Origin of the sequence: Streptomyces sp. SID14436 (genome assembly GCF_010548465.1) — a bacterium.
Classification (GTDB): Bacteria; Actinomycetota; Actinomycetes; order Streptomycetales; family Streptomycetaceae; genus Streptomyces.
In genome coordinates, this window is the sequence record NZ_JAAGMD010000146.1 from 15,156 (window position 1) to 28,431 (window position 13,276).

Here is a 13,276-nt window from a genome sequence, read left to right on the forward strand (position 1 = left end):
GTCGGGACGACCCTGGTCCGACCCTGATATCGACCCCGAGCGGACGCCCGGACGGTGTTCGAGAGGGCCGGTCCCGGAGATCAGGGGAGTCTTAGGGACCGACCCTGATGCCCCGGCAGCGGGGCCCGTGTGACCATCATTGACATGTCGGAAGCCGCAGCAGCGCCAGTCGTCGAGCCGCGGCCGCCGCGCAAGCTCTACCGCAGCAGCGACGGTCGCTGGCTGGGCGGAGTGGCGCGGGGGCTGGCCGGGCACCTCGGGCTGCCCGTGATCTGGGTCCGGCTCGTCTTCGTCGGCCTGTTCACGGCCGACGGGCTCGGCGCGCTGCTGTACGCCGCGTTCTGGTTCTTCGTGCCCCTCGGCGTCGGCGGTGTGGACGCGCAGCGGCCCCCGTCCCTGGTCGCCACCGAGACCTCGCCGGACGGCCGCCGCAGACTCGTCACCCGCAGACCCGACAAGGGCCAGATCGTCGCCCTGCTCCTCATGGTCGTCGTGGCCATGGTCTTCGTCGGCAACGTGAACCTCACCAACGGCGCCCGGGCCTATCTCTGGCCGACCGTCCTGGTCGGGGCGGGCGTCGCCCTCGTCTGGCGGCAGGCCGACAACGCCCGGCGGGCCCGCTGGGTGGAGGTGGGGCGGCGCCGCCGCACGGTCACCCTGCTGCGGGCCGGCGCCGGTGTGCTGCTGGTGACGGCGGGCGTCTCCGGCATCTTCGTGCTCCAGGGCTCCGGGGCCCACCTCGGCGCGGTGCTCCAGGCGGCCCTCGCCGTCCTCGTCGGGATCACGCTGCTCGCCGGCCCCTACCTCGTGCGCATGACCCAGGACCTGTCCGAGGAACGGCTGATGCGGATCCGGGCCCAGGAGCGCGCCGAAGTCGCCGCCCACGTCCACGACTCGGTGCTGCACACCCTCACTTTGATCCAGCGCAACGCCGAGAGCCCCGGAGAGGTGCGCCGCCTCGCCCGGGCACAGGAGCGCGACCTGCGCGCCTGGCTCTACAAGCCGGAGGGCAACGGCAAGGACGAGGACGAGGAGCCCAGCACCCTCGCCGAGGCCGTGAAGCGCAACGCCGCCGAGGTCGAGGACCAGCACGGCGTCCCCCTCGAAGTGGTCGTCGTGGGCGACTGCCCCCTCGACGAGCGGATCGGCGCGCAGATGCAGGCCGCGCGCGAGGCGATGGTGAACGCCGCCAAGTACGGTGGCGAGGGGGGTGCCGTGCAGGTCTACGCCGAGGTCGAGGGGAAGACGGTGTTCGTGTCCGTCCGGGACCGCGGCCCGGGCTTCGACCTCGACTCGATACCCGCCGATCGCATGGGCGTCAGAGAATCGATCATCGGCCGCATGGAGCGCAACGGCGGCACGGCGCGGCTGCGCGCGGTGCCGGACGGCGGCACGGAGGTCGAGCTGGAGATGGAGAGGGCGGAGAAGTCATGAGCGAGCCGACCGAGGCGAACCGACCGACGGGACCGGCGGAGGCGGCCGGACCCGCGGCACCGGCCGACGCCGCCGGGCGACGCCACGTGCGGGTCGTCCTGGTCGACGACCACCGCATGTTCCGCACCGGCGTCCAGGCCGAGATCGGGCAGACCGAGCAGACCGGTGTCGAGGTCGTCGGCGAGGCCGCCGACGTCGACCAGGCGGTCACCGTGATCACCGCCACCCGGCCCGAGGTGGTGTTGCTCGACGTGCACCTGCCCGGCGGTGGCGGGGTGGAAGTGCTGCGTCGTTGCGCCCCCTTGATGGGCGACACCGAGCAGCCGGTCCGTTTCCTCGCCCTGTCGGTGTCGGACGCGGCCGAGGACGTGATCGGGGTGATCAGGGGCGGCGCCCGCGGCTACGTGACCAAGACGATCACGGGCACCGACCTCGTCGACTCCATCTTCCGCGTCCAGGAGGGCGACGCCGTCTTCTCGCCGCGCCTGGCCGGGTTCGTGCTGGACGCCTTCGCCTCGACCGACGCCCCTCCCGTTGACGAGGACCTCGACCGGCTCACCCAGCGGGAGCGGGAGGTGCTGCGGCTGATCGCCCGCGGATACGCCTACAAGGAGATCGCCAAGCAGCTGTTCATCTCCGTGAAGACGGTGGAGTCGCACGTCTCGGCGGTGCTGCGCAAGCTGCAGCTGTCCAACCGGCACGAGCTGACCCGCTGGGCGACGGCCCGCCGGCTGGTCTGACCCGCCGGCACGGCCCGGGACGCGGGCCCCGCCCCGGGTTGGGACGGCTGTGCGCCGCGCGTCCGGCGGCGGTGTGCACAGGGGGGAGCGGGCCGCCGCCGGACCTTCTTCGGCGGTGGTGTCCGGCGGCCGCCCCTGGTCCGGGCGGCGGTGGGATGCCGGTCACCTGGGGAAGGACGCTAGACCCGGTGCCGGGGGCCCGTCCCCGGGTTGCGCGGAAGTGATGCGGGTGGACCGGCGACGACCGGATGCGAGCGTGATCCCGTCGCGTCGCCGCCGCCTTCACCGAGCCCGGTGACCGATGCGGGGAAGGCACCGGGAGCGCGGGAAACCGGATGCTATGGCGCTCCCGCGGGGCCGCCGGCCCGCGGCCCAGGGGGCATCGGTCCGGGCTCCGGACGCGGGGGCCGGGACGGCTGCCGTACCGGCATCACCGGCCCGGTGCCGGGAGCCGTGAAGGGCCTGGCTAGGCTCCGGCCTCATGGACGTACTCATCCACCTCTTCGTCGGCCTGCACATCATCGGCATCGCGTCGCTCCTCGGCGGTTTCCTCACGCAGATGAAGGCGATGGGCGAGGGCACCGCCCGCTTCAGCCCCGCCATGCTGCACGGCGCGCTGACGATGCTGGTCACCGGAGTCATCCTGGTCGGCCTCAACGAGGCCCAGGACCACACCGTCAACCACATCAAGATCGGCATCAAGCTGGCCCTGCTGATCGTGATCCTGGGACTCGTCTACGTGAAGCGGGACGACGAGAAGGTGGACAAGGGCCTGTTCGGGCTGGTCGGCCTGCTGACGACGGCGAACATCTTCATCGCCGTGCTCTGGACCTGATCCTCTCCGGCACGGGCAGGGCGGCCCAGGCGGTCCGCGCGGAGCCCAGCGCCCCGGCGCCGACCGCCAGCCAGGCGGCCACCGCCACCCACACCAGTACGTGTCCCAGGTGCTCCAGCCACGGGACGCCCACGGCGGCGGACGCGGACAGCGTCGCCGCCGCCGTCATCCCCAGGGGGAACACCGTCGCCCACCGCCGGGTGTCGTAGCGGAGCCGGGGCCGCACGATCTCACCGGCCAGCAGGACGACGTACCAGGCGAGATCCAGCACCAGCAGGCTCAGCGTCACGAACCGCAGCACACCGCTGTCGTCCTCGTTCCACAGGTACAGCCGGGAACTGTCGGCGGCGAGCAGCTTCGAGCCGGCCAGCCCCGAGATGGCGAGCGCCCCGCCCGCGACCCAGTGGTCCCCCGCCCCCTCGAAAACCTGCCGCCAGTCGAAGCGGAACAGGGCGAGCACGTAGAGCACCAGCCCGAACCAGAACAGCACCATCGCGGGGCGCGCGAGCCAGGCCGTCGACTCCGCCGCGGCGAGCGTGGCACCGAGCAGGGCGAGTCCCTCCGTGGCCACACAGCACAGGAACACCGCTCCGGGCATCCGCGGCCGCCAGCGGCTGACCACCAGGACGAGCAGGACCGGCCAGAGCACCGTGGCCAGCGCCAGCAGCGCCTCGGACAGGCGGAGCAGGTCCAGAGCCGCGAACCCGGCGCCGAGCACGGTCGTGGCGGCCACGGCGGTGAGCGCCCCCGGTGTCGCCGCCTCCGAGATCCAGCGTTCGCGCTCCCGCAGCAGCCGCAGGACGAACTCCGCCGCCAGCCCCAGCCACGCGGCGCAGGCCAGGACCAGGGTGATGCGCGACAGGATCTCGTAGCCCGCCAGGTGCAGGGCCACCGACACGATGCCGGTGGCCATCACGGCGGCTCCGGCCGCCGGGGAACGCTGCGCCCACCAGGCGCGGACGGGGGAGGAAGAGGGGCGGCGCATGGGCGGAATGCTAGAAGAGCGCCCCCCCGCGCTGATCACCGGGCGCGCGCGAGGCGCCCGAACGCCCGTCTCCCGGCCGCCGGCGGTGCACGCCCACCCTCGGTAGCGGACGCGCTCGGCGTCACGGCGGTGACGATCTGCAGCGCCTCCGCCAGGGCGGTGCCGTCGGCCGGCGGTCCCCGGGGGATCGGGCCCCGGGGCGTCAGGCCGGGCGCACCACGCTGTGGATGGACCCCTCGCCGTCGTAGTACACCGACTCCTCGCGGACGAAGGTGCCCGGCTTCGGGGCGTGGATCATCTTGCCGTTGCCGATGTACAAGCCGACGTGGGTGATGTCGTCGTAGAAGAAGACCAGGTCACCGGGTTGTGCCTGCGCCAGGGGGACCGTCGTGCCGGCCTTGACCTGGTCGTAGGTGGTGCGCGGGAGCGCGACACCGGCGGCCTTCCAGGCGGCCTGGGTCAGCCCCGAGCAGTCGTAGGAGCCGGGGCCGGTGGCGCCCCAGACGTACGGCTTGCCGATCTGCCCGCGGGCGAACGCGAGCGCCTTGTCGGCCTTGGTGGCGTAGCCGGTGTCGGACGACGCGGGGGGTGTGGCCGTGGAGCCGGTGGACCCGGAGGTGCCGCCCTGGCCGCCGCCGTCCTGCTGGGCGTCCTCCTGGGCCTGCTGCCGTTCGGCCTGCTGCTGGGCGAGTTCGGCGGCCTTGCGGGCGGCCTCCTGCTGCTTCTTCTTCTCGATCGCCGCCAGCCGGGCCTTCTCCTCGGCGGTCAGCTTCGACATCAGCTCGCGCGCGTCGGCCAGCTTGCGCTGGACGGTCGCCTTGGCCGTCTTCAGGTCGTTCTGCGTCTCGGTGAGCGTCGCCAGGCTCTCGGTCGCCTCCTGGCGCTTCTTCATCGTCTCGGACTGCTGGGTGACGTAGTCGTCGACCGCTTCCTTCTGGCGGCCGGTCATCCGGTCCATCAGCCGGCTGCCGTCGAAGAAGTCCTGCGGGGAGTCGGCGAGCAGGAAGGTGGCCGTGTCGGGGACGCCGGCGCCGGTGCGGTACTGGGCGGCGGCGTAGGAACCCAGCTCCTCCCGCGCGTCGTTCAGCTTCTGGGTGCGCTTGGCCACGTCGTCGAGGAGGGCGTCGGCGCGTTCGCGCTGCTTGGCGGTCTTCTCCTTGGCCGCGTTGTACTTCTCCGTCGCCGACTCCGCCTGCCGGTAGAGGTCGCCGACCTTCTTCTCGACCTCTTCGAGGCTGGGCTTCCCGTCGTCCACCGGGGCGGCGTCGGCCGTCTGCGACAACAGGGCCACGGAGGTGAGGGCGGCCGTGGCCAGCGCGGGAGTGCGTATGCCTGCCACGCGCGTGCCGGGGGTGCGCGACTTGCGGTGCGACGCCAAGGGAGGCGACTCCTTCCAGAACTCCGCCCAGCGGGGAACGGCGGGGCTCCCGCCCGGAGCCGTGCGGGCCCCGGGGAGGGTTCGGGCGGGTGCTTCGGAAGGGTTGCCCTACGGCCGCTCCGCGAGGGAGTGGGCCGATTCACCCCATGGTCTCGGTGGTTCCCCGGCTCCGGCTGCCACGACGGACAGTGACGGACTCGGCGGAGGCCGCACGGCCCGGCGAGGTTCGCCGGCGGGGGACGAGCGGCCCGCCCGCACCGTAGCCAACTGATGTGGCCCTTGTGAAGGTTGATGGGTGATATGCCCGATACATTTTCGTGACCTGATCGATGTGGTCACCCTCGGTGACCATGCCACGCTGGACGGTGCGCGGGCGGCGTGAACGGCAGGGGACGGAGGGAACCGCGCGATGTTTCCGGGGCGGCCCCGGGCTGTCGGTGGGGCGCCCTAAACTCGTAGAGCGATGAGCAGCCTCTTTGACGACAGCTTCCTGGCGGACCTCCAGGCCCAGCGCGGCCCCGTGGACGAGCCCCCGCCGCCGCCCGAGGACGAGCACGGACCGGAGCCGGTTCCGGACGACCTGTTCGGCGGGAAGTTCGACGTGCCGCCGGACCGTGACGCCTACTACCGGGACGGCGCCCCCCGCCCCGTGGTGGACTCCGCCGCCCTCCTGGAGGGGCTCAACGACAACCAGCGCGCCGCCGTGGTGCACTCCGGCTCCCCCCTGCTCATCGTGGCCGGTGCCGGCTCCGGCAAGACCCGCGTGCTGACCCACCGCATCGCCCATCTGCTCGGCGAGCGGGGCGTCCACCCCGGCCAGATCCTCGCGATCACCTTCACCAACAAGGCCGCGGGCGAGATGAAGGAGCGCGTCGAGCAGCTCGTCGGCCCCCGGGCGAACGCGATGTGGGTCATGACGTTCCACAGCGCGTGTGTGCGCATCCTGCGCCGGGAGAGCAAGAAGCTGGGCTTCACGTCGTCGTTCTCGATCTACGACGCCGCCGACTCCAAGCGTCTGATGGCCCTGGTCTGCCGCGACCTGGACCTCGACCCCAAGCGGTACCCGCCGAAGTCCTTCAGCGCGAAGATCAGCAACCTGAAGAACGAGCTGATCGACGAGGAGGACTTCGCGGCCCAGGCGGGCGACGGTTTCGAGAAGACCCTCGCCCAGGCGTACGCGCTCTACCAGTCGCGGCTGCGCGAGGCCAACGCGCTGGACTTCGACGACCTGATCATGACCACGGTCAATCTGCTGCGTGCCTTCCCGGACGTCGCCGAGCACTACCGCCGCCGCTTCCGGCACGTCCTGGTCGACGAGTACCAGGACACCAACCACGCCCAGTACGCGCTGGTCCGCGAGCTCGTCGGCACCTCGGAGCACCCCGTCGACGTGCCGCCGGAGGCCGAGGTTCCGCCCGCCGAGCTGTGCGTGGTGGGTGACGCCGACCAGTCGATCTACGCCTTCCGCGGCGCGACGATCCGCAACATCCTCCAGTTCGAGGAGGACTACCCGGACGCGACCACGATCCTGCTGGAGCAGAACTACCGCTCCACGCAGACCATCCTCAGCGCGGCCAACGCGGTCATCGAGCGCAACGAGTCCCGCCGTCCGAAGAACCTGTGGACCAACGCCGGCGCCGGCGCGCGGATCACCGGGTACGTCGCCGACACCGAGCACGACGAGGCGCAGTTCGTCGCCGACGAGATAGACCGGCTCACGGACGCCGGTGAGGCCAAGGCGGGCGACGTCGCCGTCTTCTACCGCACGAACGCCCAGTCCCGTGTCTTCGAAGAGGTCTTCATCCGCGTCGGCCTGCCCTACAAGGTCGTCGGCGGGGTCCGCTTCTACGAGCGCAAGGAGGTCCGGGACGTCCTGGCCTACCTCCGGGTGCTCGCCAACCCCGAGGACTCGGTGCCGCTGCGCCGCATCCTCAACGTGCCCAAGCGGGGCATCGGCGACCGCGCCGAGGCCATGATCGACGCGCTCGCCCAGCGCGAGAGGATCAGCTTCCCGCAGGCCCTCAAGCGGGTCGACGAGGCGTACGGCATGGCCGCCCGCTCGTCGAACGCCGTGAAGCGGTTCAACACGCTGATGGAGGACCTGCGCACGGTCGTCGAGTCCGGGGCCGGCCCGGCCACGGTGCTGGAGGCGGTCCTCGAACGCACCGGCTACCTCGCCGAGTTGCAGGCGTCCACCGATCCGCAGGACGAGACGAGGATCGAGAACCTCCAGGAACTCGCCGCGGTGGCCCTGGAGTTCGAGCAGGAGCGTGCCGAGGGGGAGACCGGCACCCTGGCCGACTTCCTGGAGCAGGTCGCCCTGGTCGCCGACTCCGACCAGATCCCCGACGAGGAGGAGGACGGCTCGGGCGTCATCACTTTGATGACCCTGCACACCGCCAAGGGTCTGGAGTTCCCGGTGGTCTTCCTCACCGGCATGGAGGACGGCGTGTTCCCGCACATGCGCGCCCTCGGCGAGACGAAGGAACTGGAGGAGGAGCGCCGCCTGGCCTACGTCGGCATCACGCGCGCCCGGGAGCGGCTGTACCTCACCCGGTCGACGCTGCGTAGCGCCTGGGGCCAGCCCTCCTACAACCCGCCCTCGCGTTTCCTGGAGGAGATCCCGGCGACGTACCTGGACTGGAAGCGCACCGGGGCGAGCGCACCGGTGTCCTCCGGACCGGCGTCGGGGATCGCGGCCTCGCTGTCGTCGTCGCGGTCCCGTTCGTCGGCGTCGGGTGCCTCCGGGTTCGCCACCCGGCGGACGGCCGAGAAGCCGGTGGTGTCGCTGGCGGTCGGCGACCGGGTCACGCACGACCAGTTCGGGCTGGGCACCGTGGTCGGGGTCAAGGGCACGGGCGCGAACGCGGAGGCGACCATCGACTTCGGCGACACCAAGCCGAAGCGGCTGCTGCTGCGGTACGCGCCGGTGGAGAAGCTGTAACGGGGGCGGCCGGGGCCTCGCGCGGTACGGCGCGGGCCCCGGCCGGTGCCGCGGGCGGTGTGCGCCGGTGCGTCAGGACGGGTTGAGGCCGTGGCTGCGCAGCCAGGCGAGCGGGTCGATCGTGGAGCCGCCGCCGGGACGGACCTCGAAGTGCAGGTGCGGTCCGGTCGACTTGCCCGAGTTGCCGGAGAACGCGATCGGGTCGCCGGCCTTCACGGTGGTGCCCGGCGCGACCTTGTAGCTGGAGAGGTGGCAGTACCACGTCTCCGTGCCGTCCTTCGCGGTCACGATCATCATGTTGCCGTAGGAGACGTTGAACTGCGTGCGGACCGTGCCGTCGGTCGCGGCCATCACGGTCGAGCCGTACGGCACGGGGAAGTCGATGCCGGTGTGCACGGACATCCAGTTGGTGCCCGCCTGGCCGTAGAAGGCGCTCAGTCCGTGCAGGGCGACCGGGAGCGCGAACTTGGGACGCAGCCGCTCCTTGCGGGCCGCCTCCTCGGCGGCGCGCCTGCGGTCCTCCTCCTGCTGCGCCTTGAGGTCGATGCGTTCCTGGGTACGGCTGGCCCGGTCGGCGAAGTCGTCGGCCCCTGCGGCGAGGCTCTCCAGCTGCGTGTCCAGCTTGATGTTCGCGGCGGACGGTTTCACCGGCTGGGCGTCCGCCGCGGAGGTGTTCGTGTCCTGGCCGCCCGAGTCGCCGCTCAGGTCACCGACCGAGGCGGCGGCGATGCCGGCCACGCCCATGACACACATCGACGGCACGGCCACGGTCAGCAGCGCCGAGCGCTTCGGGGGCGTACGGCGACGGGAGCGGGAGCCGCTGCGGGGGGCCACCCGCAGCGCGGACGCCGGGGCGATCTCCTCCTGGTCGCCGAGCAGGGACACCGAGGGCAGTTCGCCGGTGTCCCGGAGGTCGTCCGCCGGGGCGTCGTGGCCGTCCGGCTCGTCGCCGGGGGTCTGCTGGAAGGTCGCGGTGGCCTGCTGGTCGAAGGGCACGGCCTGCGGCTCGTAGGAGTCGGGCGTCCCTCCCGCGGCGCTGCCGTCGGAGTTCCACTGGGTGGCGTCGTAGGTGCCGCTGTCGAAGGTCTGCGTGCCCCAGTCCCACTGCTGGGTCCCGTCCGAGGGGAGCCCGGACTGCTCGGGCTGGAGCCAGGCGGAGGCGTCCCACTGGCCGCTGATGTCGGGGGCGCCGACCTGCGTGGGGATCACGGCCATCTGTGCCTGGCCGGTGGCCCAGCCGGTCGCGTCGTGGAAGCCGGTGTCGTAGGCGGCGTAGTGCTGGGCCGCGTACGCGTCGTAGGGGGCGGTGCCGTGACCGTCGGTGGTCCACTGCCCGGAGTCGTAGGAGCCCTCGGCCCCGGCGCCGCCCGGCAGGTCGCCGAAGAGCGGGTCGGTCGCGAAGCTGGTGGTGGAGCCGGCCGCATAACCGGTGGCGTCGTAGGCGCCGTTCGTGGTGAAGTCGCCGTACTGGGCTTCCTGCGTGCCGTAGGCCGCGTAGGGCGCCGAGGCGGCGTCGGAAGCCGGGGCCGGGGGCATGGTCCCCGACGGGTGACGGTCGTTCACCAACTTCTCTTTCGCCTCGACAATGGTGGCTGCCAGAGCAGTGCGGCGACTGTACCCGGCGGTATGCGGGCGCGACAATCTTCCACAGGTTTCAGGCTCGCAGGAAACGGGCATTCGGTTGCGTTTTGGCGGCGCCCACACGAGGTCTTGGCTCTGCGTTCGAAATGCGTTCGAGAAAAGGGTGAGGTCGACGGCGACAAGTAGGCCCCACGGGACGGTTGTTGTTCGGACGGCCGGGGAACGGGGGCGCCGCCGGCAGGTGGCATGTGCCCCGGGCGTGTCGGCCGCGCCAGCCTCAGGCCACCGTCAGCCCGCCCGCGCGGCCGGCGGTCGGCTCTCCCGGCCGGGCCGTGTCCAGAGCCTGCCGGATGCCGGTGGCCACGGCCGGATGCACCGGCAGGGCGAGGTGTCCCACGCCGCTCACCCGCACGTTGTCCACGGTGAGGTCCGGGTGCTCGATGCAGGCCGTCTCCAGCGGGTCCATGATGTGGTCGAGGTCGCTCCAGAACGCGACGAAGTGCGTCCGGCAGCCCGGTGCGGGGAGGGTGAGCTCCTCGAGCACCTCCGAGCCGGGCCGCATCTGACGCACGATGGGGTGCGCGTTGGCGAGTGGCGCCACGCGGGTGCCGGAGTGCGGGGTGCCGAGCGTGACCAGCGTGCGCACGCGGCCGTCCCCGCCGAGCCGCTGCACGTAGTACCGGGCGATCAGACCGCCCAGGCTGTGCCCGACCACGTCGACCTGACGGCTGCCGGTGCGCTCGCACACCTCCTCTATATGGCGGCCGAGCAGTTCGGCGGCGGTGCGGATGTCGCACGTGAGCGGGGAGTAGTTGAGCGACTCGATCTGCTGCCTGCCGTGCTGGGCGAGGCTGCGCCGCAGCAGGAGGAACACCGAGCGGTTGTCGATGAAGCCGTGCAGGAGGACGACCGGCGGCTTGGCCTCCGCCGGCAGCTGCGCGGTGCCCTCGGGCGCGGGGAGCACGGGCCGGGAGCCCCGGCGTTCCTGCACGATGCCGGCGGGATAGAGAAGGAGGTGGCCCGCGAAGATCGCGAGTTCCAGGGCGGTGGCTTTGAGCAGGGCGAGGGAGAGATCCGCGAGCCGGGTCGGAAGGAGACGCCGGCACAGCGGAAGAAGAGGGAGAGCTGCCTGGGTGACCTTCATGGGCCGACCTCCTGTCGGCACGCGGAAGGACAGCCCTGTCCCCCGTGTGCCCTCATGGGACGTCGCGACGACGAGGGCCGACGCTGCGCGCACGCGTCGCGTCGGACGGTCGCGGTACTGCGGCGACCTCGTCGCGGGTCCCTTATGCGCATGTTCCCACTGTTGCCCGCGTGTCGCACGAGCACGTGGTGTCCGGACCCGGGGGTCCGGGAACGCTGCGCGGTGAACGTGTCCCTGTGTGTGATTTCCCCCTCGCTGCGCACCGCGAAACGGCCGGGTGCGGGATGCTGGAGATAACGTTCGTTCACTCCCCGGGCGGACCCGGCCGGGGCCTCCGCGCCACGGTCGTGCGCCCGGCGCGGCGGGCGCAGGCAGGGACCGCACACGCGGCCGGTGCAGCCGGGCCGGCAGGCGTGAGGTGTACGGCATGCCGAATGTGTGCGGTACTTGTCGGTACGGATGGATGTAGTCGCTTCATGGAGGCAGTGATGGGTGTGGCAGCCGGTCCGATCCGCGTGGTGGTGGCCAAGCCGGGGCTCGACGGCCACGATCGCGGGGCCAAGGTGATCGCGCGGGCGCTGCGCGACGCCGGTATGGAGGTCATCTACACCGGGCTCCACCAGACCCCCGAGCAGATCGTCGACACCGCGATCCAGGAGGATGCGGACGCCATCGGCCTGTCGATCCTCTCCGGCGCGCACAACACGCTCTTCTCCGCCGTGATCCGACTGCTCGAGGAGCGCGACGCGGCGGACATCCTGGTCTTCGGCGGCGGCATCATCCCCGAGGCGGACATCGCGCCGCTCAAGGAGAAGGGCGTCGCGGAGATCTTCACGCCGGGTGCGACGACCGCGTCGATCGTCGACTGGGTGCGTGCGAACGTACGGCAGCCCGCCGAGGCGTGATCCCCGGCCCGCGCCGAGTACGGGCGCGGAACCCGAACCGGTGAGGGGCGCGGCCGGCGTCCCCCCGCCCGGCGGTGCGGGGCACCGGGCCCCGCTCTTCGGCACGGACCGGTCCGCGGGACGCCGCCCGCCGTCGGTGGCGGTGTGGCTCAGGGCGTCCGTGGCGGACCCAGTTCCTCCAGCATCACCGCGCGCAGGCGCAGCGTCGTGACCAGCCGCTGGAACGCCTCCGCCCAGTAGCCGCCGGCCCCCGGTGAGGCGTCCTCTGGCTCGTCCGGCAGGGCCAGCAGCGCCTCGAGACGCACCGCCTCGCCAGGGTCGAGGCAGCGCTCGGCCAGTCCCATGACTCCACTGAAACTCCATGGGTAACTCCCCGCGTCCCGAGCGATGTTGAGCGCGTCGACCACGGCACGCCCCAGCGGTCCGGCCCACGGGACCGCGCAGACCCCGAGCAGTTGGAACGCCTCGGACAGGCCGTGGGTCTCGATGAACCCGGCGACCCAGGAGGCGCGTTCGTCCGGAGCGAGCGTGGCGAGCAGCCGGGCCCGCTCGGCCAGCGACACGGCGCCCGGCCCACCGGCCTCCGGCGCCGAAGGGTCGCCCAGCAGGGCGCGCGACCAGGCGGGATCCCGCTGGCGTACCGCCGCCCGGCACCAGGCCGCGTGCAGTTCGCCCTGCCAGTCGTCGGCCACCGGCAGTGCCACGATCTCCCGTGGTGTCCGCCCGCCGAGCCGCCGCGGCCAGGTGTCCAGCGGTGCCGATTCGACCAGCCGCCCCAGCCACCAGGACCGTTCCCCCCGTCCGGCGGGTGCCTTGGCGGCGATGCCGTCGCGCTCCATGCCCGCGTCGCAGGCGTGCGGGGCCTCGACGACGATCGTCGGGGTGTCCCGGGTGTGGTCCATGGCCACGCACGCCGTGGCCCGGTCCGCCATCCGGCCCGCCAGCGCCGACCGTGGGAGGGCCGACAGCAGTTCTGCCGCCGTCGCCCTGACATTGCGGCTGCGGTCGGCCAGGGCCTGTTCGAGGAACGGCTCGTCGTCGGGGCCGAGCCCGGTGCGCAACGAGTCCAGGAACATCAGCCGGTCCTCCGCCCGCTCCGTGGCCCAGGTGCCGGCGAGCAGGTCACGGGCGTCGGCGGGCCGGCGGGAACGCAGGGCGGCGAGCAGCGCGACCCGTTCGGCGAACAGGCCCTCCTGCCACAGCCGCCGGACGGCCGCCGGGTCCTCGGTGCCGGGCCGGGACGGGCCACCGTCCGACGTGGCCCGCAGCGCGAAGCGCCAGTCCGGGTTGAGCCGCGCCAGCCACAGGGCGCGCGGGCCCGCGAGCCGCA

The 13,276-nt window shown here is 72.4% G+C and carries 10 protein-coding genes; 5 read left to right on the top strand and 5 right to left on the bottom strand.

The genetic code is table 11. From position 1 onward, the window contains the following. The first annotated feature begins 144 nt into the window (after positions 1-144). The 3 genes from G3I53_RS05505 to G3I53_RS05515 all read left to right on the top strand — a co-directional run bounded on the left by G3I53_RS05505 (position 145) and on the right by G3I53_RS05515 (position 3,009). Positions 145-1,434, top strand: a complete 1,290-nt coding sequence (locus tag G3I53_RS05505; protein ID WP_164336036.1) for an ATP-binding protein — start codon at positions 145-147, stop codon at positions 1,432-1,434. Continuing rightward, positions 1,431-2,174, top strand: a complete 744-nt coding sequence (locus tag G3I53_RS05510; RefSeq protein ID WP_164336038.1) for a response regulator transcription factor — start codon at positions 1,431-1,433, stop codon at positions 2,172-2,174. The genes G3I53_RS05505 and G3I53_RS05510 overlap by 4 nt, the downstream gene beginning before the upstream one ends. 481 nt (positions 2,175-2,655) lie before the next feature. Beyond that, a complete protein-coding gene (locus tag G3I53_RS05515; protein ID WP_164336041.1) occupies positions 2,656-3,009 on the top strand; it encodes a hypothetical protein in 354 nt (117 codons plus the stop codon). On the opposite strand, the gene G3I53_RS05520 is transcribed toward G3I53_RS05515, so the two are convergent. Together G3I53_RS05520 and G3I53_RS05525 are read right to left on the bottom strand one after the other, a co-directional pair. Continuing rightward, positions 2,987-3,994 (bottom strand): tellurite resistance/C4-dicarboxylate transporter family protein, encoded by a 1,008-nt coding sequence (locus G3I53_RS05520; RefSeq protein ID WP_164336043.1) that lies wholly within the window; start codon positions 3,992-3,994, stop codon positions 2,987-2,989. The two genes, G3I53_RS05515 and G3I53_RS05520, sit on opposite strands and share 23 nt — an antisense overlap. Positions 3,995-4,196: 202 nt before the next feature. Further along, on the bottom strand, positions 4,197-5,372 hold the full coding sequence (locus G3I53_RS05525) for a C40 family peptidase (protein WP_164336045.1): 1,176 nt from the start codon (positions 5,370-5,372) through the stop codon (positions 4,197-4,199). 463 nt (positions 5,373-5,835) lie between these two features. Here G3I53_RS05525 and pcrA point away from each other — a divergent pair, with 463 nt between their 5' ends. Continuing rightward, on the top strand, positions 5,836-8,316 hold the full coding sequence (pcrA, locus tag G3I53_RS05530; RefSeq protein ID WP_164336048.1) for a DNA helicase PcrA: 2,481 nt from the start codon (positions 5,836-5,838) through the stop codon (positions 8,314-8,316). A gap of 72 nt (positions 8,317-8,388) precedes the next feature. Here pcrA and G3I53_RS05535 read toward each other — a convergent pair whose 3' ends face one another. After that, positions 8,389-9,993, bottom strand: a complete 1,605-nt coding sequence (locus G3I53_RS05535; protein ID WP_164336049.1) for a M23 family metallopeptidase — start codon at positions 9,991-9,993, stop codon at positions 8,389-8,391. Between the two features lie 181 nt (positions 9,994-10,174). Next, positions 10,175-11,041, bottom strand: a complete 867-nt coding sequence (locus G3I53_RS05540) for an alpha/beta fold hydrolase (protein WP_164336051.1) — start codon at positions 11,039-11,041, stop codon at positions 10,175-10,177. A 488-nt stretch (positions 11,042-11,529) separates the two neighbouring features. Here G3I53_RS05540 and G3I53_RS05545 point away from each other — a divergent pair, with 488 nt between their 5' ends. Then, positions 11,530-11,946 carry a cobalamin B12-binding domain-containing protein gene (locus G3I53_RS05545; RefSeq protein WP_164336053.1) on the top strand — a complete coding sequence of 139 codons (417 nt, stop codon included), beginning with the start codon at positions 11,530-11,532 and terminating at the stop codon, positions 11,944-11,946. Between the two features lie 149 nt (positions 11,947-12,095). Here G3I53_RS05545 and G3I53_RS05550 read toward each other — a convergent pair. Beyond that, a partial coding sequence (locus tag G3I53_RS05550; RefSeq protein ID WP_239063585.1) for a DUF5691 domain-containing protein occupies positions 12,096-13,276 on the bottom strand: 1,181 nt, incomplete at its 5' end.

Bases quoted from the DNA above. Each gene is read 5' to 3' on its own strand.
- G3I53_RS05540 (WP_164336051.1), bottom strand. From the start codon at position 11,041: ATGAAGGTCACCCAGGCAGCTCTCCCTCTTCTTCCGCTGTGCCGGCGT.
- G3I53_RS05510 (WP_164336038.1), top strand. From the start codon at position 1,431: ATGAGCGAGCCGACCGAGGCGAACCGACCGACGGGACCGGCGGAGGCG.
- pcrA (WP_164336048.1), top strand. From the start codon at position 5,836: ATGAGCAGCCTCTTTGACGACAGCTTCCTGGCGGACCTCCAGGCCCAG.
- G3I53_RS05515 (WP_164336041.1), top strand. From the start codon at position 2,656: ATGGACGTACTCATCCACCTCTTCGTCGGCCTGCACATCATCGGCATC.
- G3I53_RS05520 (WP_164336043.1), bottom strand. From the start codon at position 3,994: ATGCGCCGCCCCTCTTCCTCCCCCGTCCGCGCCTGGTGGGCGCAGCGT.
- G3I53_RS05545 (WP_164336053.1), top strand. From the start codon at position 11,530: ATGGGTGTGGCAGCCGGTCCGATCCGCGTGGTGGTGGCCAAGCCGGGG.
- G3I53_RS05505 (WP_164336036.1), top strand. From the start codon at position 145: ATGTCGGAAGCCGCAGCAGCGCCAGTCGTCGAGCCGCGGCCGCCGCGC.
- G3I53_RS05535 (WP_164336049.1), bottom strand. From the start codon at position 9,993: ATGCCCGTTTCCTGCGAGCCTGAAACCTGTGGAAGATTGTCGCGCCCG.